Origin of the sequence: Massilia sp. LC238, from assembly GCF_000735635.1 — a bacterium.
In the GTDB taxonomy this organism is placed as follows: Bacteria; Pseudomonadota; Gammaproteobacteria; order Burkholderiales; family Burkholderiaceae_D; genus Telluria; species Telluria varians.
In genome coordinates this window covers 350,005-371,151 of sequence record NZ_JNNN01000078.1, presented here as the reverse complement: position 1 = coordinate 371,151, position 21,147 = coordinate 350,005, and the positions used below count along the sequence as shown (strand labels likewise).

Sequence of the window (21,147 nt, the reverse complement as noted above, 5' to 3'; positions counted from 1 at the left end):
CCGGCGTCGCTCTTCGGACACCGTCACGACTTCGATGGTTTGGTTGTTTCTAGTCATACTCACAGTCTTATTCCTATCCGTAAGGATACAGCATCGACTGTGTCTGGTACTTCAAGGGGCTATCTCATCTGTGGCTTCCAGATCATGAAATGCCCACAGCCCCGACCGTTGTCAGGATAGTATTCCTCTCTAAAACTCTTGCATCCTTGATTTTCGAGGCACGCCTCCCAGGGAGTATCGTGACCAAGATGTGCTGGTCTCCATTCGTAGATCCAACGAACTGGCTCACTGGCTAGACTGCCTCCGCAAACACGATAGCAAATCGCCCCATGCCCATATTCTGGAAGGCGAGCGCAGGCGTCATTATTCTTCTGCACTTCCGGCATCGGTTTTGCACTGGTAGTCCAGACGATCTCCTTCGTGTCTTGACCTGTTGTATAAGCTGCCTCAATTTCTCTCAACTTCAGATCATTGATATTAAAGATGAGTGAGAATTGCGCGCTTGCAGAGGCCATTTGAAGGAGGAGTGCGAATGCAAGAGTGAAACGTGAAGCTGAAGCGATGCTTCCAGTCGATTTCATCATGATTCATTTCATTCTTGAGATGAACGACGCTCCAAACGTATTTACGCCGCGTGAATACTCATCCTAGACCTCCACAACCCTCATGTCGAGACTACTTGAGACAGTTACGATGAAATAAGAACAAACAAAAAAGGCCACCGGGGCAGCGCCACGGTGGCCTTGCGATCACGATAAAGAGTCTGCCGATCAGCGGCGCGCGTCCGCTCCCACCTCGTCAGGACGCAGGGTCGAGGCCAGCTTGTCCAGCACGCCGTTGACGTACTTGTGGCCGTCGATGCCGCCGAAGGACTTGGTCAGCTCGACCGCTTCATTGATGACGACGCGGTACGGGATTTCCGGATGGTTCTTCAGCTCGTAGGCGCCCAGCAGCAGCACGCCGTGCTCGATCGGCGACAGCTCGGCCACGCCGCGGTCGATCAGCGGTGCGATGACCTCGCGCAGCTCGACCGAGGTGGCGATGGTGCCGTTCAGCAGTTCGCTGAAGAATTCGCCGTCGGCCTTGTCGAAGCCGTGGGCGCCGCGGATGTTGGTGACGACCGTGCGGGCCGGTTCATTGTTGAGCAGCCATTGGTACAGGCCCTGCAGCGCGAACTCGCGCGCGCGGTGGCGCGGCGTGCGGTTCTTGCTCGGGTTGGCGTGCGTGGTCTTGTCAGTCATGTGGTTTCCTTTACTGCTTATTCTTAGCGCGCCTAACAATTCCCCCCATGGCGGCGTTGCATCGTCTCGCCGTACTATCGTACTGTCTTCGACGATGCGCCTTGCCCTGGGGGTTTTGTTAAGCGCTTTATTCGTCTTCGGCCTGCAGCTCTTCCAGTGCGAACAGCAGGTTCGACATCTCGACCGCGACGCGCGCCGCATCGGCGCCCTTCTCGGCCATGCGGGCTTCGGCCTGCTCGTCGTTTTCGGTGGTGAGGATGGCGTTGGCGATCGGCATGCCGTAGTCCAGGCCGATGCGGGTGATGCCCGCGCCCGATTCGTTCGATACCAGCTCGAAGTGATAGGTCTCGCCGCGGATCACCGCGCCCAGCGCGATCAGCGCGTCGAACTGCTGGGTCTCGGCCATCTTCTGCAGCGCCAGCGGCACTTCCAGCGCACCCGGCACCGTGATGTGGAGGATATCCTCGTCGGCCACGCCCAGGCGCTTCAGTTCGACCAGGCAGGACGACAGCAGGCCGTGGCCGATGTCGGCGTTGAATCGTGCCTGCACGATGCCGATGCGCAGGCCTTCACCCGCCAGATTGCTTTCAAAAGTTCCTACCGTCATGGCTGACCTCTTCTTCTCGATTGGTATGTATATAGTAGTGTGATTTTATGTCCGGACGCGCCGCATCACGCGCTGGGCTGCGGCAGGTAGCCGGTGACTTCCAGGTCGAAGCCGGTCATCGACGGCATCTTGCGCGGGTTGGCCAGCAGCTGCATCCTGCCGACGCCGAGGTTGCGCAGGATCTGGGCGCCGATGCCGTAGGTGCGCAGGTCCATCGAGGCGGCGCGGGCGCTGCGGGCGCTGGTGTCGCGCGGGGCGAACTGGGCGAACAGCTGGTCCGCGGTCTCGCCGCAGTTCAGCAGCACGATGGCGCCCGAATCGCCGCCCTTGATCGCCTTCATGGCCGAGGCCAGGTCCCAGGAGTGGGTCGAGGCGCAGTCGCCCAGCACGTCGAGGATCGACACCGGCTGGTGCACGCGCACCAGCGCTTCCTTGTCGCGCGCTAGTATCCCGTGCACCAGGGCCAGGTGGGCCGCGCCGCTCGGCTTGTCGCGGTAGGCGACCAGCTTGAACTCGCCGTACGGGGTGCTCAAGGGGCGCTCGGCCACGCGCTCGACCAGGCTTTCGTTCTGGCTGCGGTAATGGATCAGGTCGGCAATGGTGCCGATCTTCAGCTTGTGCTCCCTGGCGAACTCGATCAGGTCCGGCAGGCGCGCCATGGTACCGTCTTCCTTGATGATCTCGCAGATCACCGAGGCCGGGGTCAGGCCGGCCATCTCGGTCAGGTCGCAGCCGGCCTCGGTATGGCCGGCGCGCATCAGGACGCCGCCCTTCTGGGCACGCAGCGGGAAGATGTGGCCCGGCTGGACCAGGTCGTCCGGCGTCGTGCCCTTGTTCACGGCCACCTGGATGGTACGCGCGCGGTCGGCCGCGGAAATGCCGGTGGTCACGCCCTCGGCCGCTTCGATCGACACCGTGAAATTGGTGCCGAAGGAGGTCCCGTTCTTCGACGTCATCATCGGCAGCGCCAGTTCGTCGCAGCGTTCTTCGGTCAGGGTCAGGCAGACCAGGCCGCGCGCATGGCGGATCATGAAATTGATCGCTTCCGGAGTGACGAAATCGGCGGCAAGCACCAGGTCGCCCTCGTTCTCGCGGTCTTCTTCGTCGACAAGAATGACCATGCGCCCTGCGCGCAATTCGGCAACGATTTCCTCGGTGCTGGAGATAGACATACGGATTCCTTGAAACGGATTTTGCACAATCCGCTATTTTAAAGGATTTACCGCCTTTCAACCGAAGCACTGGCGATCCTCTTCAACACAACACTGTGAGTTCGTCAACTTACGTTGCCATCAAGCAACATGCAACAATGTGTGTATTTTCATGTGGTGAGAATTGCTAAGCTAAGTTTCCGACACGCAACAAAGAGCGTGTTCAAGCACGACTCGATTATGATAAAAACATTGCGGCCGCATGTGCCGCCGAGGCCTTTCCCCGGCGCTACGCGGCCATCTCCTGGAGTAGACATGGCGGTCGTTCCGCATTCGTTCAGTCGCAGTCCGCTTTCGCAAGAAAGGCAGGACTGAATGGCTACGATCCTGATCGTCGACGACCGGCCGAGCAACCGCGCCTTCCTGAACGCCCTGCTCGGCTTCACCGGCCACCGCCTGCTGGAGGCGGAAGACGGCGCCGAGGCGCTGGCGCTGGCGCGCGCCCAGCGTCCCGACCTGATCATTACCGACATCCTGATGCCGGTCATGGACGGCTATGAGCTGGTCCAGCAGCTGCGCCAGGATCCCGACCTGCGCGGCATCCGCGTGATCTTCTTCTCCGCAGTGTATGCCGAGCGCGAGACCAAGGCGATGGCGGCGCGCAGCGGCGTCGCCACCGTCCTGCCCAAGCCTGCCGACCCGCAGCAGATCCTCGACGCCATCAACCTCGAGCTGGGCGTGGTCGAAGGCGCCCCGCCGCTGCCGGTGCCGGAACCGGCGCCGGAACGCGAGCGCGCCCTGCCCTTCGACCTTGGCGCGCGCCTGGCCGAGCTGGAGCGCCTGTGCCTGGCCCTGATCGGCGAACGCCGTGTCGAGACCCTGGCCGCATCCTTCCTGGACGCCGCACGGCGCGTGCTGCATGCCGATTTTGCCGCGCTGTGCCTGCTCGACCGGGGCGAACGCGGCGTGCGCCACCTCGACACCTGGGCGCTGGCGCCCGAACTGCTCGCCTCGCACGCGCTGGACGAGGGCCGGCTGCCCGGCATGCTGCTGCGCGCCAGGGCCCCGCTGCGCCTGGCGCAAGGCGATCCCCTGCTGGACGGCATGCCGTCCTGCCATCCACCCATGGGCAGCTTCCTCGGCCTGCAGGTGCACGACCTGCAGCATCCGCACGGCTGGCTGTACTGCGCACGCCGCCCGGGCGCCCCAAGCTTCACCGACGAGGAAGAGCGCTGGGCGACCGCGCTGGCCGCCCAGCTCGCGGTGGCCCATGAAAACCTGAACCTGTACGACGTGGTGCAGCGCCACGCCACCCAGCTGCAGCTGGAAGCCCTGGCGCGCGCCGACGCCGACAAGGCCCTGCGCGAGAGCGAGCACCGGCTCGAGCTGGCGCGCCAGGTCTTCGACAGCACCCAGGAAGGGATCCTGATGACCGATGCCGAGGCGCGCATCGTCGCCATCAACCCGGCCTTCGAGCAGATCACCGGCTACCGCGAATCCGAGATACTGGACCGGACCCCGCGCATCCTGCGCTCGGGCCGGCACGACGCCTCTTTCTACCGCGACATGTGGCACTGCCTGGAACAGGAAGGCCAGTGGCGCGGCGAAATCTGGAACCGCCGCAAGAACGGCGAGGTCTACCCGGAACGCCTCAGCATCAGCGCCGTGCGCGATGAATCCGGCAAGCTGACCGCCTACGTCTCGGTCTCCACCGACCTGTCGGCGCTGAAGGCGGCGCACCACCAGCTCGACTTCCTGTCCAACCACGACGCCCTCACGCTGCTGCCGAACCGCTCGCTGTTCAATGACCGCCTGCAGCAGGCAATGGCCGCCGCGCGCCTGGGCGACGGCCAGCTCGCAGTGCTGTTGTTTAACGTCGACCGCCTCTCGCGCATCAACGACAGCCTGGGCCATGCGGCGGGCGACGCCGTGCTGCGCGAGGTGGCGCGCCGGGTCGGCCAGATCGCCGGGCCGACCGACACCCTGGCGCGCCTGTCCGGCGACGAATTCGTCCTGCTGCTCACCAATTGCAAGGACAACGACGACATCATCCTGGCCGCGCGCCGCCTGATCGACGCCATCGCCCAGCCGCACGCGGTGGGCGAGCACGACGTGGTGGTCACCGGCAGTGTCGGCATCAGCATCTTCCCGCGCGACGGCAGCGCCCCGGGCGACCTGCTCAAGGCCGCCGACGCCGCGCTCACCGAGATGAAGGGCGCGGGACGCAACGGCTTCCGCTTCTTCAAGGGCGAAATGAATGCCCAGGCGCTGCGCTGGCTGGCGCTGGAGACGCGCCTGCGGCGCGCGATCGAGCGCGACGAACTGGCCTTGCACTACCAGCCCCAGGTCTCGCGCATCGACGGCAGCGTGGTCGGCATGGAAGCCCTGCTGCGCTGGCGCAGCGAGGAGATCGGCACGGTCTCCCCGGCCGACTTCATCCCGCTGGCCGAGGACACGGGCCTGATCCACCCGATCGGCGAGTGGGTGATCCGCCAGGCCTGCCTCCAGAACAAGGCCTGGCAAAACGCCGGCCTGCCGCCGGTGCGGGTGGCCGTCAACGTCTCGGCCAACCAGTTCAAGTCCGGCTCGGTGAGCACGGTCGTGCGCAAGGCCCTGGCGGAGAGCGGCCTGGCGCCGCGCTACCTGGAGGTGGAGCTGACCGAAAGCGTGATGCTCGGGGACAGCAGCGTGGCCGAGACCGAGATGGCGGAGCTGCGCGCGCTGGGCGTGTCGCTGTCGCTGGACGATTTCGGCACCGGCTATTCCTCGCTCGGCTACTTGTCGCGCTTCCCGCTCGACAAGCTGAAGATCGACCAGACGTTTGTGCGCAACATCACCACCGAGCAGCGCAGCGCGGCCATCGCCCAGGCCACCATCGCGCTGGCCCAGGGCCTGTCGCTGTCGGTCGTGGCCGAGGGCGTGGAGACGATCGGGCAGCGCGACTTCCTGGGCCTGATCGGCTGCGACGTGATGCAGGGCTACCTGTACAGCCGCCCGGTGCCGGCGCACGAGATGGCCGCGCTGCTGGCCAAGGGGCGCGTGGCGGTGTGAGATGCCCGGTTTGACATGCATATACGACTGTGCAACAGTTTCCTGGGGTGTGCGCGGTAGAATGCGTGCTCATCCCTAGAACTGGATCCCCGATGAGCAAGAATTTCATGCGCGGTCTGTGCGTGGCCGCGCTGCTCTGTGCGCAGGCGCTGGCCGGCCATGCCGCCGCGGCTTCCGCGAAGCCCGCCGCCAAGGCCAGTGCCGGTGCAGCGGCGCCGCTGCGCCTGGACGCCCCGATCCCGGTCGGCCCGCAGGTCAAGGTGGGCAAGCTCGCCAACGGCCTGAGCTATTACATCCAGCGCAATGCCCGCCCCGAGCGCAAGCTCGAGCTGCGCCTGGTGGTCAAGGCCGGCTCCATCCTCGAAGACGAGGACCAGCGCGGCATGGCCCATTTCGTGGAGCACATGGCCTTCAACGGCTCGACCAACTTCCACAAGCATGAGCTGGTGTCCTACCTGCAGTCGATCGGCGTCGGCTACGGGGCCGACCTGAACGCCTATACCTCGTTCGACGAGACCGTCTACATCCTGCCGATCCCCACCGACAAGCCCGAGCACGTGGCGAAAGCCTTCCAGGTGCTGGAAGACTGGGCCCACGGCCTGCGCTTCGACCCGGATGCGATCGAGAAGGAACGCGGCATCGTGCTGGAAGAGCTGCGCCTCGGCAAAGGCGCCTTGGACCGCATGAGCAAGCAGATCATGCCGGCGATCTTCAACGGCTCGAAGTACGCGGAGCGCCTGCCGATCGGCACCGAGGAGGTGCTGCGCAGCTTCAAGCCGGACGCCCTGACCCGTTTTTACCGCGACTGGTACCGCCCCGACCTGATGGCGGTGGTGGCGGTCGGCGATATCGATCCGCTGCAGGCCGAACAGCTGGTGAAGAAGCATTTCGCCCACTTGAAGAACCCGGTGCCGGCGCGTCCGCGCGCCTATGCCGAGATCCCGGCGCGCCAGGCCACCCAGGCCCTGGTGATCACCGACAATGAGGCCACCGGCAATGCGGTGCTGATCCGCTACCCGGTCCAGCCGGTGGTCGAAGCCGGCACCATCCGCGCCTACCGCGACGACCTGGTGCAATCGCTGTTCTCCGCCATGCTCAACCAGCGCCTGCAGGAACTGTCGCAGCTGCCGGAGCCGCCCTTCATGGGCGCCAGCAGCTCGCTCGGCAAGCTGACGCCGCGCTACCGCTCGTACAACGCCTCGGCCGCGCTGGGGCCGCGCGGCGCCGAAACCGCGCTCACCGCCCTGGTCGAGGAAAACGAGCGCGCACGCCGCTACGGTTTCGGCGCGGCGGAACTGGAGCGGGTCAAGAAGAGCCTGATGCGCAACTACGAGCAGGCCTGGAACGAGCGCGCCAAGAGCGATTCCGGCACCTATGCCGCCGAATACATCCGCAACTTCCTGCAGCAGGAGGCGATCCCCGGCATCGACGCCGAATACCGCTACGTCAAGGAGCTGCTGCCCGGCATCACCCTGGACGAGGTCAATGCCTACGCGCGCCGCACCATTCCGGCGGACTCGGGCAAGCTGGTGCTGTACACCGGCGTGACCCGTCCCGACACCCCGAAAGGCGCGCAGCTGCTGGCGGCGGTGGCCGGCGCCGAGCGCGCCGAACTCCTTCCGCACGACGAGAAGGCGGTGGCGGCGCGCCTGATGGAGCGCCCGCCGAAGCCCGGCAGCATCGTGGCCGAGTCGCATGACAAGGCGCTCGGCCTGACCCGCCTGACGCTGTCGAACGGGGTCAAGGTGATCCTCAAGCCGACCGATTTCCGCAACGACCAGGTCTTGATGAGCGCCGCCCGCTTCGGCGGCCAGAGCCTGTTCGGCGACCAGGACATCCTGAATGCGCGTTTCGCGAATGCGATCGTGGCCAGCATGGGCGTGAAGGACTTTACCCCGCTCGACATGCGCAAGATCCTGGCGGGCAAGGCGGCCCAGGTGAACGTCGGCCTGGCCAACTACACCGACGTGGTGGTGGGCGCCTCGGGCGCGACCGACATCGAGACCATGCTGCAGCTGACCTGGCTGAAGTTCCAGGGGGTACGGCGCGACGAAGACCTGTTCCGCTCCTATGTCGGCAAGCAGGTCGAGCAGGCGCGCAACCAGACCGCGCAGCCGGGCGCGCGCTTCGGCGACGCGGTGATGGCGGCGCTGTACAACATGCACCCGCGCGCGCCGCGCACCCTGAAGGCCGAGGAATACGAGCAGATCGACCTGGATCGCAGCATCGACATCTTCCGCCAGCGCTTTTCCAGCGCCCGCGACCTGACCTTCATCCTGGTCGGCAGCTTCGACGTGGCCGCCCTCAAGCCGCTGCTGGCGACCTATCTCGGCAGCCTGCCGACACCCGAGCTCACGGTGGCCTACCGCGACGTCGGCCTGCGTCCGGCGACGGGCGTGGTCAAGCGCGAGGTGCGCAGCGGCTCCGAGCCGAAGAGCACGGTGTCGCTGACCTTCACCGGCAAGGCCGAGTTCAGCGAAGATGAACAGCTGCGCCTGGCGGCGCTGCTCGAGGTGCTCAACCTGCGCATCATCGACGTGCTGCGCGAAAAGATGGCGCTGATCTACGGCGGCGGCGCGTCTGGCGTGCTGAGCAAGATTCCGTACGGGAATTACTCGATCGGCGTCACGCTGCCGACCGGCCCCGAGAATGTGGACAAGGTGATCGCGACGACCTTCGCCGAAATCGCGCGCCTGCAGGCCGAGGGGCCCGAGATGGGCGACCTCGACAAGGTGAAGCGCAACTGGATCCAGAACCACCGCGGCTCGCTGCGCGAGAACGGCTACTGGCTGTCGCACCTGCAGTCGGCGCTGAGCGAAGGCACCGACCCGGGCGCGATCCTGGAGGTCGAGAAGCAGGTGCAGGCGATTACAGGCGAGGAGATCCGCGCTGCGGCGCGGCGCTACTTCAACCAGCAGAACTACGTGCAGGTGGTGCTCAATCCCGAACAACAGGCCGCAACTGCGGTGGCGGCCTCCGGCGCCAACAGCGCGGCGCCGGGCGGTTGAATCAGCCCCTGGCCGACAGCATGCGCTCCACGTAGCGCGCGATCAGGTCGATCTCCAGGTTGACCTTCGACCCGGCCTTCAGGTGCTTGAGGGTGGTGACCTCGATCGTGTGCGGGATCAGGTTGATCGAGAAGCGGCATACCTTGCCCGCCTCGTTTTCAACATCCTCGACCCGGTTGACGGTCAGCGAGACGCCGTTGACCACCACTGAACCCTTGTAGGCCAGGAATTTGGCCAGCTCGACCGGGGCGTCGATGACGAGTTCGCGCGACTCGCCCACCGGCTCGAAGCTGTGCACGGTGCCCAGTCCGTCCACGTGGCCGGAAACCAGGTGCCCGCCGAGGCGCTCGGCCAGGGTCAGCGCCTTTTCCAGGTTGACTTCGCCGGGGGCTTCCAGGCCCACGGTCTTGCTCAGGCTTTCGCGCGAGACGTCCACGGTGAAGGCCTGGTCGGTCTTGGCGACCACGGTCATGCAGGCGCCATTGATGGCGATCGAGTCGCCCAGCGCGACGTCCGCCAGGCCCAGCGGGCCGGCATCGACTTCCAGGCGCACGCCCGCGAACGAGCCGCCCTCCAGCGGGGTGACCGACGTGATGTTGCCGACGGCGGCGACGATTCCAGTAAACATACGGCTTATTCCTTCGTAGTGATGTCAGGTTGGGCGAAGCGGGCCAGGATGCGGATGTCCTCGCCGACCCGCGCCAGGTCGTGGAAGCGCAGCCGGCGCTGCTCGGCGAGGCGCGCCAGCGGCGGCAGCGCGAACATGCCCTGCCCCGGCCCGATCAGGCTCGGGGCCAGGTAGACCAGCAGTTCGTCGACACAGCCTTCGCGCACCATCGACGCATTCAGTTTCGAACCGGCTTCCACGTGCACTTCGTTGATCTCGCGCCGGCCGAGCTCGCGCATCAGGGCCGGCAGGTCGACCTTGCCTGTCGCATTCGGCAGCAGGATGACTTCATGGCCCGCGGCGCGCAGCAGCGCGGCCTTCTCGGCGCTTTTTCCCTGCAAGTCGAGGGCGGCGACGATCCAGCACGGCTCTCCCTGCAGGATGCGCGCGCCGAGGTCGATCTCGAGCCGGCTGTCGACGATCACGCGGCGCGGCGGCAAGGGGGTGTCGATGCCGCGCACGGTTAGTTGCGGGTCGTCGGCCTTGACCGTGCCGATGCCGGTCAGGATCGCCTGTGCGCGGGCGCGCCAGGCGTGGCCGTCGGCGCGGGCTTCCGGGCCGGTGATCCATTGGCTTTCGCCATCGGCCAGCGCGGTGGCGCCGTCCAGGCTGGCGGCGACCTTCAGGCGCACCCAGGGCAGGCCGCGCCGCATGCGCGAGAAGAAGCCGATGTTCAGCTCATGGGCCTGCTCGGCCAGAACGCCCGAGGTGACGGCGATGCCGGCCGCCTCCAGCTGGGCCAGGCCGCGGCCGGCGACCAGCGGATTGGGGTCGAGCATGGCGGCCACCACGCGCTTGACCCCGGCTTGCACCAGCGCGTTCGAGCATGGCGGCGTGCGCCCGTAATGGCTGCAGGGCTCCAGCGTGACGTAGGCGGTGGCGCCGGCCACGTCGTGGCCGCGCCGGCGCGCGTCGCGCATCGCCTCGATCTCGGCATGCGCCTGTCCGGCGGGCTGGGTGTGGCCGGCGCCGATCACGACGCCGTCGCGCACGATCACGCAACCGACCCGGGGATTCGGCGCCGTAATCAACATGCCTTTGCCCGCCCAGGCCAGGGCCAGCGCCATGCCGTCGGTATCGTTGTGAATCTGTGCCGTATCGTTTGCCAAGGTATTCCGTTCCGCTATCGAGCCCGCAGCCGGGAGCTAGGGCGGCGCCTGGGCGCCGTCGCAGCCATCGTCGCGCGCCGGGTTGCACTGCCGTACGCGTCCGAGCATGTTGATTTTAATACGCCGGGTGTGCCCACCGTGGAACATGGACAGCGTACCGAGCCGCGACGCGCCGCTGTTGCTGTCACTGCAGCTGCGTCCGGCGCCATTGTAGGCGATGTACTGGGGCGGCGCTGACTGGGTGAAGGAAAAGTCGATGCGCAGGCCTTGCGGCAGCGGCCCGTGGACGGCCAGTATCTCGTCGCCGATTCCCGGCTGGCGGTCGCCGTCGCGGTCGATGAAGACGGTCCAGCCGCGCGTCCAGTCGGCCCCGGCCGGGTCGCGCGGCGCCAGCTTGACCTGTTCGTTGCGGGCGATCGCCTGCGCCCGTGTATGCAGGACGGCGTCATGCAGTTCGCCGGCCGCCGCCCTGATCTGCTGGGAGGCCAGCAAGGCGTGCAAGTCCGGCGCGGCGACCGCGAAGGCCACGGCGGCGATCGCCAGCACCACGGCGAGCTCGGCCAGGGTGGCGCCCTCGGCGGCGCGGCTCTGGACGGGGCCGCTCATGGCCAGCAGCGCGGCCCGCTGCCGCTCGCGCCCTGTGCACCGGTGCTGTCCAGGCGCAGCTCACCGCAGTCGGGATCGCTGAAGCCCGTATCGACGTTCGCGGTGCCCGGCCGGGCGCGCAGCGCGATGCACTGGCTGATGGCCTGCCCTTCGCAGGCACGCCCGTCGAGCTCGTAGGCGCTGTCCTGCGGACGCGAACCTAGCCACCAGCGGAACTGGCGGCTGTCCGCATCCTGGGAGGCGACCGAGAACGCCACATAGGTATGGTGCAGGGCGCGGTACTGTTCCTGGCGCTGCATGGCGTCGACCAGCGCCAGCTGGGCCTCGACCCGGCGCGCCTTGACCACGTGGCGCGCATACCCCGGGTAGGCGATCGCGGCGAGGATCGAGACGATCGCCAGCACGACCAGCAGCTCCACCAGCGTGAACCCACGACAGCGCTTCATCATCCCTCCGCTCCCGCCGCCACGGCCTCGTGCCAGTTGCCGATCTCGCGCCAGCCTACCCGGATGCCGGGTCCGCCCGCCGTGCCCGGCAAGGGGGGCGGCGCGGGCGCCGGCGCTTGCGGGTTTGATTCTTCTGCCGGACCAGCCAGCAGTTTGCGGTAATAGGCCTGCAGCGCCACCTGGGTGGTCGCCGCGCTGCCGAAGCCGAGCGCGCTCACCCGGTACAGCAGCGCGCCGCCGGCTGCCGGCATCCGTTCGATCAGGTAGCGCGGGGCCTGGCCTGGCAGCGCCCCCTCTCCGACCGGAAGCAGCGCGCCGGTGAAGGTCCCGAGCGGGACCGCCGGGCCGTCGTCGTCCGCCAGCAGGGCGAATACCGCGCGCGCGTCCGGCGCGTGTTCGCACAGGCCGTCATAGGGCCTGCCGCCGCCGCAGCCGGGGGCGAACACGGCCGGAGTGGCCTGCGCCAGCGCGGCGGCGCGCGCCGAGCCCGGATCCGCGCCGCCTTCGATGTCGTGCTCGGCGTCCGCCAGCGCGGCCATCGCGGCCTGCAGCGCCAGCAGCCGGTCGCGTTCATGACCGGCGGCGCGCGCGCCGCTGATCGCGGTGCGCGCCGCGGCAATGCTGCTCAACAGCACGGCCAGCATCAGCAGCAGCGCCGTGAGCAGCGCGACGCCATGCTGGGCGGCGCGGCTTGGCGGGTGGGTGAATGCGCGCATCGGCGTCAGCGCACCCGCGCAGGCAAGGCGATCGTGGTGCCGAACACCTTGCGGTAGCGCGGCCCGTCGTCGCCGGACAGGGCCGTCTCGTGCAGGCGCGTGCCGGCGTCGATGCCGGCGAGCGCGCCATAGTCGCGCCCGAACAAGTCGTACACCAGATCGCGTGCCGAGGCGAGCCGGCTGGCCGGCCCGCGCAGCAACAGGGCTACGCGCACGCTTGCGATCTTCTTCCAGTGGGTGCGCCGGCGCAGGTCGGCGTCGCGCTCGGCGGGGGTGCTGCCCACCAGCACCAGGCCCGCGTCCAGCCCGGCCAGCGCGCTGGCGTTCAGGTAGCGCTCGGGCGTGCCGTCGGCGTCGCCATCGAGCCCGTACAGCACCTGGAAGCTGTCGACGGCGCCGACCACCGCGTCCGCCGACCAGGCGCTGGCGCCGCGGTACTTGCAGCGCAGCTCGGTGTCGCCCTGGGCATTGCGGGCGACGTAGAAGATGCTCCAGCCTTCCTCGTCGCGGTGCACGGCGAAGCCGGCGCAATCGAGGCTGGTGCCGTCGCCGTTGGGCGGCGCACCGGTGCCGGGGAAGCGGATCGCCAGCACGTCGCTGCCGTTGACGGCGTCGACCGGCGCATTGTCGATGCCGAAGCCGGCTTGGCTGACCCGGCGGGCATCGAGCCCGGACAGGCGTGCCGGCGCGTCCGGCTCCGGTCCGGCGCTGTGCTCCTCCCAGTCGGCCGCCGCCGACTGGCGCACGGCGCGCGCGACCGCCTCCAGCGCGTAGCGTCCGGCATCGTCCATCGCAGCCGTCTCCACCTGCGCGGCGAAGGCGCGGTTGGCCCAGATGAACAGGCTGGCGGCGGCAAGCAGCACGCCCAGGCCGACGACCATGGCGACCAGCAGTTCGGGCATCGTCATCCCCCGCTCCCGGTGTGCGCGGCGCATCATCGGAGCACCCCCACGTAGCCGGGCGCATCGCCGCTACCCTGCCAGCCCAGCTTGACGACCGGCAGGGCGTCCGCATTGCCGTCGCAGCTCCAGCGCGGGCGTCCATCGGCGCTGTCCCAGGGCGAGCCGTCGCGGCACACCGCGATGCGGCCGCGCGGGAATTGCGCATGCACCGCCTGGCGGATTTCATGCAGGTCGAACTCGGCCAGCCGGGCCGGCGTGCAGGCGGCGTCGAAGCAGCTGGCGCCGGCCACGGGCGGGCCGCCTACCGCGTCGTAGGACAAGGCCAGGTAGGGATTGGCGCCGTCGGGCAGGCTTGCCACCGCGGGATTGACCTGCATGCGCGCGGACAGCGAGGCTGCCAGCTGGGCCGCCTCGGACATCAGCGCCGACTGCTGGCGGGTGCGTTCGGCGCTGAGCTGGGTGGCGCCCGCGCCGACGATGCCGACCGCCAGCACGAACAATGCGACCAGTACCTCGGCCAGCGTGAAACCATGAGTCTTCCCCTGCACGGCACCCTCCCCTCGTTAGCCTGCGCAAGCAGCTTGCGCTTGCGAGCTGCGAAGTTATCAGGCGTGGCGGGGCCAGCCGTGAGCTGGCGCAATCGGGTTTGGGGAACTGCTGAGCTTAGGTGGCAGCGCTTGCTACAGCGCTCATTTACGCGGCTGGCCGACTTCGGCGATCGCCTCTTGGAACTCGGCCAGGTCTTCGAAATTCTTGTACACCGAGGCGAAGCGGATGTAGGCGATCTTGTCGAGGCGCTTGAGTTCCTGCATCACCAGCTCGCCGACGTAGCCGGTGTCCACCTCGCGCAAGCCGCTGGTCAGGAGCTTTTCCTCGATGGTGGCGACCGCGGTATCGATGGCCTCGGCCGCGACCGGGCGCTTGCGCAGGGCCAGCATCAGGCTACCGCGCAGCTTGTTCGACGAGAACTCGGTGCGGCTGCCGTTCTTCTTGACGATGATCGGCATCGACAATTCGATGCGTTCGTAGGTGGTGAAGCGCTTGTCGCACTTCGCGCAGCGCCGGCGCCGGCGGATGGCGTCCCCCTCCTCGGACACGCGGGTGTCGAGGACCTGGGTATCTTCATGCTGGCAGAACGGACATTTCATGGGCGCCGGAGATTCAAAAAGGGCCGCAGCGAGCGGCCCTGGGTTGCTTACTTCGCGTAGACCGGATACTTGTCGGTCAGCTGCTTCACTTCCGCCTTGACGCGCTCGATGGTAGCCGCGTCGTGCGGGTTGTCCAGCACGTCGGCGATCAGGTGGCCGACCTTGACCGCGTCTTCTTCCTTGAAGCCGCGGGTGGTGAAGGCAGGGCTGCCCAGGCGGATGCCCGAGGTGACGAAAGGCTTCTGCGGGTCGTTCGGGATGCCGTTCTTGTTGCAGGTCATGTGTGCCTGGCCCAGGATCGCTTCCGCTTCCTTGCCGGTCAGGCCTTTCGAACGCAGGTCGACCAGCATCACGTGCGACTCGGTGCGGCCCGAGACTATGCGCAGGCCGCGCTCGGTCAGGGTGTTGGCCAGGGCGCTGGCGTTCTTGACCACCTGCTTCTGGTATTCCTTGAACTCCGGCGACAGCGCTTCCTTGAAGGCCACGGCCTTGCCGGCGATGACGTGCATCAGCGGACCACCCTGGATGCCCGGGAAGATCGCCGAGTTGATCTGCTTTTCGTACTCGGCCTTCATCAGGATGATGCCGCCACGCGGGCCGCGCAGCGATTTGTGGGTGGTCGAGGTGACGAAGTCGGCGTGCGGCACCGGATTCGGGTACTCGCCTGCGGCGATCAGGCCGGCGTAGTGGGCCATGTCGACCATGAAGTAGGCGCCGACTTCCTTGGCGATGCGGGCGAAGCGCTCGAAATCGATGCGCAGGGCGAAGGCGGAAGCGCCGGCGATGATCATCTTCGGCTTGTGCTCGCGGGCCAGGCGTTCCATGGCTTCGTAGTCGATGTCTTCCTGCTCCGTCAGGCCGTAGGAAACGACGTTGAACCATTTGCCCGACATGTTCAGGGCCATGCCGTGGGTCAGGTGGCCGCCTTCTGCCAGCGACATGCCCATGATGGTGTCGCCTGGCTTGAGCATGGCGAAGAACACACCCTGGTTGGCCTGCGAGCCCGAGTTCGGCTGCACGTTGGCGGCTTCGGCGCCGAACAATGCTTTAAGGCGGTCGATCGCCAGCTGCTCGGCGACGTCGACGTATTCGCAGCCGCCGTAGTAGCGCTTGCCCGGATAGCCTTCGGCGTATTTATTGGTCAACTGCGAGCCCTGCGCTTCCATCACCGCCGGCGAGGTGTAGTTCTCCGAAGCGATCAGTTCGATGTGGTCTTGCTGGCGAACGTTTTCCTTCTGGATGGCATCCCACAGTTCCGGGTCGACATTGGCAAGCGTATGATCTTTTGCAAACATGTAAAACTCCAATCGAGAGAAATACCAGACAACGGCAGCGCAGTGCGGGCAGCGGGACCAGCGGCGCAAGGCAGCCCGATACGACACGTACCAGTTGTGGCTGCCCAGGCGAACGGCGAGTTGGCGTCTCAGGTTCCCCGGTGGGTCTCCACCTTTGCCGTGGCCGCTTCAGGATGCGGGCGCACGGTGTTTCGCCAGTTACGTGAGACGTGAATTCAGCTGATTGTATGTGATCCGGGCCTCTTAGGGCAAGGAAACTGCTGTCGTCTTAACAAGCTCGGGGCGGCCAGCGGGATGCTGGCCATTTCGGCTACAATTTTCAGCTCCTTTGCCCTCAGGACCTACCATGATCGTCTTTATCACCGGCGCTTCGGCCGGCTTCGGCGCCGCGATGGCGCGCATTTTCGTCCAGAACGGCCACCGCGCCATCCTCGCCGCGCGGCGCACCGAGCGCGTCGAAGAGCTGGCACGCGAACTGGGCGACGGCGCTCTGGCGGTCACCCTGGACGTCACCAGCCGCGCCTCGATCGAGGCCGCTTTGAGCAGCCTGCCGGAAGGCTGGCGCGACATCGACGTGCTCATCAACAATGCGGGCCTGGCGCTGAACACCAAGCCGGCGCACGAGGTGCCGCTGGAAGACTGGGACACCATGATCGCCACCAACTGCCAGGGCCTGGTGACCATGACCCGCGCCGTGCTCCCCAGCATGGTGGCGCGCGGGAGCGGCCTGGTCATCAACCTGGGCTCGGTGGCGGGACACTACCCCTACCCGGGCGGCAACGTGTACGGCGCCACCAAGGCCTTCGTGGAACAGTTCACCCTGAACCTGCGGGCCGACCTGGTCGGCACCGGCGTGCGCGCCACCAACCTGGCGCCGGGGCTGTGCGGCGGCACCGAGTTCTCGAACGTGCGCTTCAAGGGCGACGACGCTGCCGCGGCCAAGGTGTACGAAGGCACGACGCCCCTGAGCGCCGAGGACATCGCCGCCACGGCCTACTGGATCGCAACCCTGCCGCCGCACGTGAACGTGAACAGCATCGAACTGATGCCGACCTGCCAGGGCTTCTCGCCCTTCGCCATCAAGCGCACTTGACCTGTAGGTGTGCCCCTTTGCCGAACAGTCCACGGACTGTTCGACTTGCTGGCGTGTATCGGGCGCTCGGCAATTGTGAGAAAGTGTTACAGTCATTGGCCTTTCGGCTATGTTTCACGTCTACTATTACGCGCCGACATTGCCTTACCGATAGGCACGCCCGACCATTTCCTTCCTATATGTTCGCAAACGTACATAAGGAGGGTAAAAATCGCGTAAAATGTTTCCTATTTTCATTTAAATGGCAGGGGAAATGCCTTCAGCTTTTGACTGGACAGTCAGGGTCTATTACGAAGATACCGACGCCGGTGGCATCGTGTTTTACGCCAATTACCTGAAGTTCTTTGAACGAGCGCGCACCGAATGGCTGCGCGCGGCAGGCGTCGGCCAGCAGGAATTGCTGGACGCCGAGGGCGCCGCATTCGTCGTCAAGAGCGCTTCCCTGGACTACCATGCGCCGGCGCGCCTGGACGACGTGCTGACCATTCGCACCACGGTCGAAAAGCTCGGCCGCGCATCGGTCCAGTTCGCCCAGCAGGCCTGGAAGGGCGAGCTGCTGCTCACCAGCGCCAGCGTCAAGGTCGGCTGCGTCGACACCGCCACCATGCGCCCGCGTTCGCTTCCCGAGCAGGCAGCTGATAAAATGCGCGCCGCGTAGGCGCATGTTCATTTGACAAGATATTAGACAACAGACTTCCACCCGATGACCGAGACTCCAGACCTTTCGCTGACCGCCCTGATCTCCAATGCCCACGTGCTGGTGCAACTGATCATGGCCCTGTTGCTGATCCTCTCGATCGTCAGCTGGACCTATATCTTCCGCAAGACTTTCGCCCTGCGCGCCGCGCGCAGCCAGACCGAGCAGTTCGAACGCAGCTTCTGGGCGGGCGGCAACCTGCACACCCTGCACCAGAGCGCCAGCGCCCAGCGCGACCAGAGCGGCCCGCTGGCCCGCATCTTCGAGTCGGGCATGGGCGAATTCATCAAGGGCAAGCAGGCCGCGCGCGACATGAACGACATGGGTCCGGTACTGGACGGCTCGCGCCGCGCCATGCGCGCCGCCTTCCAGCGCGAACTCGACGCCCTCGACATCCACCTGAACTTCCTGGCCTCGGTCGGCTCGGTCTCCCCCTACATCGGCCTGCTCGGCACCGTGTGGGGCATCATGAACGCCTTCCGCGGCCTGGCCAACGTGCAGCAGGCCACCCTGGCCGTGGTCGCCCCCGGCATCGCCGAGGCGCTGATCGCCACCGCGATCGGCCTGTTCGCCGCGATTCCGGCGGTGGTGGCGTACAACCGCTTCACCCACGACATCGATCGCCTGGCGATCCGCTTCGAGAGCTTCGTCGAAGAATTCTCGAACATCCTGCAGCGCCAGGCGCGCTGATCGACGGAGGACCGGGATGGCCTTTAACAGCAGCCTGCGCAGCGGACGCAAACGCGCTTTCAAATCCGAGATCAACGTCGTGCCCTACATCGACGTGATGCTGGTGCTGCTCATCATCTTCATGGCGGTGCCGGCCAACGAGGCGCCGAGCGTGGTGAACCTGCCGGCCGCCGAGAAGTCGGCGCTGCCGCCGGACACCTATATTCGCGTCGCGGTCCAGACCGACAACAAGCTGTCGATCGGCGTCGGCGGCAAGCAGAAGCTCGCCATGGAAGACGTGGCCGACCGCACCGCCCTGCTCGCCCGCCTGCGCGCCCTGCACGAAGAGAATCCGGACTACCCGGTCCTGATCGAAGGCGACCGCGAGAGCAAGTACGACGACGTGATCCAGCTGATTTCCGAAGCGAAGAAGATGGGCATCAACCGGGTGGGATTGGCCACCAAGTGACATGTCTGCAATGAAGCCTGCCACCGCCGGCGCGCCCTACCGCGTGCCGCCAGAACCGAGCCGCCTGCCAGCCTTCCTGCTGGCAGTGGCGGTGCATGCCGTCCTGCTCGGTTTCCTGTATTTCGGCATCAGCTGGCAGAGCAACGAGCCGGTCGCCGTCGAGGCCGAAGTCTGGGACATGTCGGTCCAGAGCGCCGCCGCGCCGGAGCACCCGCCTCCGCCCGCCCCTGAGCCGGAGCCCGAACCCGAGCCCGCGCCGGTTCCCGCTCCGCCGCCGCGCCCGGTAGAACCGCCGCCGGTGGAACGCCCGGCGCCGGTCGAGCCGGACATCAAGCTGCAGCGCGAGAAGGAGCGCAAGGAAAAGGAACAGCGCGAGCTGGCCGAGAAGAAGGAGCGCGAGCGCAAGGAAGAGCTGCGCAAGGAAGCGGAACGCAAGGAACTCGCCAAGAAGGAAGAGGCCGAGAAGAAAAAGAAAGAAGAAGCCGAGCGCCAGAAGAAGGAACTCGCGAAGAAGGAAGAAGCCGAGAAGAAGAAGAAAGACGAAGCCGCCAAGCTGGCCGAGGCCAGGAAGCAGAAGGCCGCCGCCGAGAAGGCCGAAGCCGCCAAGCTCGAGAAGTTTCGCCAGGAAGACCTGAAACGCATGGCCGGCGCCATGGGCAGCACCGGCACGGCCGAGAAGTCGACCGCGCCGAAGGCCGACTCGGGCTACGTGGCCGCGATCACCGCCGCCATCAAGAGCGCCACCGCCTATGGCGGCAGCACCACGATGCCGGGCAATCCGAAGGCCGTGTTCAAGGTCGAGCAGCTGCCGACCGGCGAAATCATGTCGGTGCGCCTGGTGAAAAGCAGCGGTGTGCCTGAGTTTGACAGAGCAGTGGAAAATGGTATCAAAAAGGCATCCCCGCTTCCGAAAAAGAAGGACGGAACGGTGGAACGCATACTTGATGTCAATTTCTCGATGAAAGACTACGACTGATTCGGTTTCAACGACAGACTATGAAAAAACTCCATTACCTGCTGTTTAGCGCCACCCTCCTGATGGGGACGGCGACCCATGCCCAGATCAAGGTCGAGATCGCCGGTGTCGGCAGCAACCAGATCCCGGTCGCGGTCGCGGCCTTTGCCGACGAAAACCTGGCGCAGGACGACGTCTCCGACATCATCCGCGCCGACCTCGAGCGCAGCGGCATTTTCAAGGTCATCGATGCGCGCCAGACCATCAGCGACAGCGCCAGCGTCGACCTGGCCGCCTTCCGCGCCAGCGGCGCCGACGCGCTGGTGGTCGGCAGCGTCAGCCGCAGCCCGGACGGCCGCTTCGCGATCCGCTACAAGCTGCACGACACCGTCAAGGGCGCGCCGATCTCGCAGCTGGGCGGCGAAGTGCAGCCGAAGTACGTGCGCCTGCAGGCCCACCGCATCGCCGACGACATCTACGAAAAGCTGACCGGCGTGCGCGGCATCTTCTCGACCCGCATCGCCTACGTCAAGAACACCGGCAGCGGCAGCGCGCTGGTGGTGGCCGACGCCGACGGCGAGAACGAGATCGTCGCCGCCCACGGCCGCGAATCGATCATCTCGCCGGCCTGGTCGCCGGACGGCACCAAGGTCGCCTACGTCTCGCTGGAAGACCGCAAGCCGGTGGTCTACCTGCAGGACCTGATGACCGGCCGCCGCAACGTGATCTCCAACGTCAAGGGCAACAACTCGGCGCCGGCCTGGTCGCCGGACGGCAGCCTGCTGGCCGTGGCCCTGTCGAAGGACGGCAACACCGAGATCTACACCGTGCGCCCGGACGGCACCGGCCATCGCCGCCTGACCAATAATCCGGCCATCGACAGCGAACCGCAGTTCTCGGCCGACGGCCAGACCATTTACTTCATGAGCGACCGCAGCGGCGGTCCACAGATCTACAAGATGAGCGTCTCGGGCGGCAACGCCACCCGTGTCACGTTCAACGGCAACTACAACATCAGCCCGCGCGTGTCTGCCGACGGCAAGACCCTCGCCTGGATTTCCCAGCGCAACGGCAATTTCTCCCTTTACGCGATGGACCTGGCCTCGGGCCAGGAACTGCGCCTGGCCGATGGGGCCACCGAACCGAGTTTTTCGCCTAACGGCAAGTACATCATGTATGCGACCAAGGGCGGCGGGCGTGCCTCGCTGGCCGTGGTCTCGGTGGATGGACGGGTCAAGCAGCGCCTGACCACCAATGCGGGAAACATTCGGGAGCCCAGCTGGGGTCCCTTCATGAAGTAAAAAGCAGTAAAACTTT

21 protein-coding genes and 1 riboswitch are annotated in these 21,147 nt (G+C 66.3%); of the genes, 8 read left to right on the top strand and 13 right to left on the bottom strand.

Translation table 11 applies throughout. From position 1 onward, the window contains the following. Positions 1–119: 119 nt before the first annotated feature. From FG94_RS27460 to ribBA, 4 genes are all read right to left on the bottom strand, one after another. Positions 120–584, bottom strand: a complete 465-nt coding sequence (locus FG94_RS27460) for a hypothetical protein (RefSeq protein WP_152571084.1) — start codon at positions 582–584, stop codon at positions 120–122. Positions 585–770: 186 nt separating this feature from the next. Further along, positions 771–1,241 carry a transcription antitermination factor NusB gene (gene nusB / locus FG94_RS22905; protein WP_036216485.1) on the bottom strand — a complete coding sequence of 157 codons (471 nt, stop codon included), beginning with the start codon at positions 1,239–1,241 and terminating at the stop codon, positions 771–773. Between the two features lie 127 nt (positions 1,242–1,368). Continuing rightward, positions 1,369–1,848, bottom strand: coding sequence for a 6,7-dimethyl-8-ribityllumazine synthase (gene ribH / locus FG94_RS22900; protein WP_036216482.1), 480 nt, complete (start codon positions 1,846–1,848; stop codon positions 1,369–1,371). 65 nt (positions 1,849–1,913) lie between these two features. Further along, entirely contained in the window at positions 1,914–3,020 is a 1,107-nt protein-coding gene (ribBA, locus tag FG94_RS22895) for a bifunctional 3,4-dihydroxy-2-butanone-4-phosphate synthase/GTP cyclohydrolase II (RefSeq protein WP_036216480.1), read from the bottom strand. A 354-nt stretch (positions 3,021–3,374) separates the two neighbouring features. Between ribBA and FG94_RS22890 the strand changes: the two genes are divergently transcribed. Together FG94_RS22890 and FG94_RS22885 are read left to right on the top strand one after the other, a co-directional pair. Further along, positions 3,375–6,050: an EAL domain-containing protein gene (locus FG94_RS22890; protein ID WP_036216477.1), complete on the top strand. Its 2,676-nt coding sequence runs from the start codon at positions 3,375–3,377 to the stop codon at positions 6,048–6,050. A 92-nt stretch (positions 6,051–6,142) separates the two neighbouring features. Continuing rightward, positions 6,143–9,058, top strand: coding sequence for a pitrilysin family protein (locus tag FG94_RS22885; RefSeq protein ID WP_036216474.1), 2,916 nt, complete (start codon positions 6,143–6,145; stop codon positions 9,056–9,058). 1 nt (position 9,059) lies between these two features. Here the strand turns inward: FG94_RS22885 and FG94_RS22880 are convergent, their stop codons facing one another. From FG94_RS22880 to glyA, 9 genes are all read right to left on the bottom strand, one after another. Beyond that, positions 9,060–9,686, bottom strand: a complete 627-nt coding sequence (locus FG94_RS22880) for a riboflavin synthase (RefSeq protein WP_036216471.1) — start codon at positions 9,684–9,686, stop codon at positions 9,060–9,062. A gap of 5 nt (positions 9,687–9,691) precedes the next feature. Beyond that, positions 9,692–10,792 carry a bifunctional diaminohydroxyphosphoribosylaminopyrimidine deaminase/5-amino-6-(5-phosphoribosylamino)uracil reductase RibD gene (gene ribD / locus FG94_RS22875; RefSeq protein ID WP_036216619.1) on the bottom strand — a complete coding sequence of 367 codons (1,101 nt, stop codon included), beginning with the start codon at positions 10,790–10,792 and terminating at the stop codon, positions 9,692–9,694. Positions 10,793–10,870: 78 nt separating this feature from the next. Further along, the gene (locus tag FG94_RS22870; protein ID WP_036216469.1) at positions 10,871–11,440 is read right to left on the bottom strand and encodes a GspH/FimT family protein; all 570 of its coding nucleotides are present in this window, start codon (positions 11,438–11,440) and stop codon (positions 10,871–10,873) included. Next, positions 11,437–11,886, bottom strand: a complete 450-nt coding sequence (locus FG94_RS22865) for a type IV pilin protein (protein WP_152571083.1) — start codon at positions 11,884–11,886, stop codon at positions 11,437–11,439. The genes FG94_RS22870 and FG94_RS22865 overlap by 4 nt, the downstream gene beginning before the upstream one ends. Then, positions 11,886–12,602, bottom strand: coding sequence for a hypothetical protein (locus FG94_RS22860; RefSeq protein WP_051997016.1), 717 nt, complete (start codon positions 12,600–12,602; stop codon positions 11,886–11,888). The genes FG94_RS22865 and FG94_RS22860 overlap by 1 nt, the downstream gene beginning before the upstream one ends. Before the next feature lie 5 nt (positions 12,603–12,607). Next, positions 12,608–13,510 (bottom strand): PilW family protein, encoded by a 903-nt coding sequence (locus FG94_RS22855; protein ID WP_229446040.1) that lies wholly within the window; start codon positions 13,508–13,510, stop codon positions 12,608–12,610. 26 nt (positions 13,511–13,536) lie between these two features. After that, the gene (gene pilV, locus FG94_RS22850) at positions 13,537–14,052 is read right to left on the bottom strand and encodes a type IV pilus modification protein PilV (RefSeq protein WP_036216461.1); all 516 of its coding nucleotides are present in this window, start codon (positions 14,050–14,052) and stop codon (positions 13,537–13,539) included. Between the two features lie 141 nt (positions 14,053–14,193). Beyond that, positions 14,194–14,652 (bottom strand): transcriptional regulator NrdR, encoded by a 459-nt coding sequence (nrdR, locus tag FG94_RS22845; protein ID WP_027866181.1) that lies wholly within the window; start codon positions 14,650–14,652, stop codon positions 14,194–14,196. A 47-nt stretch (positions 14,653–14,699) separates the two neighbouring features. Beyond that, positions 14,700–15,947 (bottom strand): serine hydroxymethyltransferase, encoded by a 1,248-nt coding sequence (glyA, locus tag FG94_RS22840; RefSeq protein ID WP_036216458.1) that lies wholly within the window; start codon positions 15,945–15,947, stop codon positions 14,700–14,702. A 95-nt stretch (positions 15,948–16,042) separates the two neighbouring features. Continuing rightward, positions 16,043–16,159, bottom strand: a riboswitch (ZMP/ZTP riboswitch). 134 nt (positions 16,160–16,293) lie between these two features. Here glyA and FG94_RS22835 point away from each other — a divergent pair. The 6 genes from FG94_RS22835 to tolB all read left to right on the top strand — a co-directional run bounded on the left by FG94_RS22835 (position 16,294) and on the right by tolB (position 21,131). Then, complete coding sequence (locus FG94_RS22835; protein WP_036216455.1) at positions 16,294–17,040, top strand: SDR family oxidoreductase; 747 nt, start codon at positions 16,294–16,296, stop codon at positions 17,038–17,040. A 253-nt stretch (positions 17,041–17,293) separates the two neighbouring features. Continuing rightward, on the top strand, positions 17,294–17,698 hold the full coding sequence (gene ybgC / locus FG94_RS22830; protein WP_027866184.1) for a tol-pal system-associated acyl-CoA thioesterase: 405 nt from the start codon (positions 17,294–17,296) through the stop codon (positions 17,696–17,698). Between the two features lie 45 nt (positions 17,699–17,743). Next, positions 17,744–18,427 (top strand): protein TolQ, encoded by a 684-nt coding sequence (tolQ, locus tag FG94_RS22825; protein ID WP_036216452.1) that lies wholly within the window; start codon positions 17,744–17,746, stop codon positions 18,425–18,427. 16 nt (positions 18,428–18,443) lie between these two features. Beyond that, positions 18,444–18,875: a biopolymer transporter ExbD gene (locus tag FG94_RS22820; RefSeq protein ID WP_036216450.1), complete on the top strand. Its 432-nt coding sequence runs from the start codon at positions 18,444–18,446 to the stop codon at positions 18,873–18,875. Position 18,876: 1 nt separating this feature from the next. Continuing rightward, a complete protein-coding gene (tolA, locus tag FG94_RS22815; RefSeq protein WP_307188126.1) occupies positions 18,877–19,851 on the top strand; it encodes a cell envelope integrity protein TolA in 975 nt (324 codons plus the stop codon). A 20-nt stretch (positions 19,852–19,871) separates the two neighbouring features. Beyond that, positions 19,872–21,131 carry a Tol-Pal system beta propeller repeat protein TolB gene (gene tolB, locus FG94_RS22810; protein WP_036216445.1) on the top strand — a complete coding sequence of 420 codons (1,260 nt, stop codon included), beginning with the start codon at positions 19,872–19,874 and terminating at the stop codon, positions 21,129–21,131. Positions 21,132–21,147: the final 16 nt, after the last annotated feature.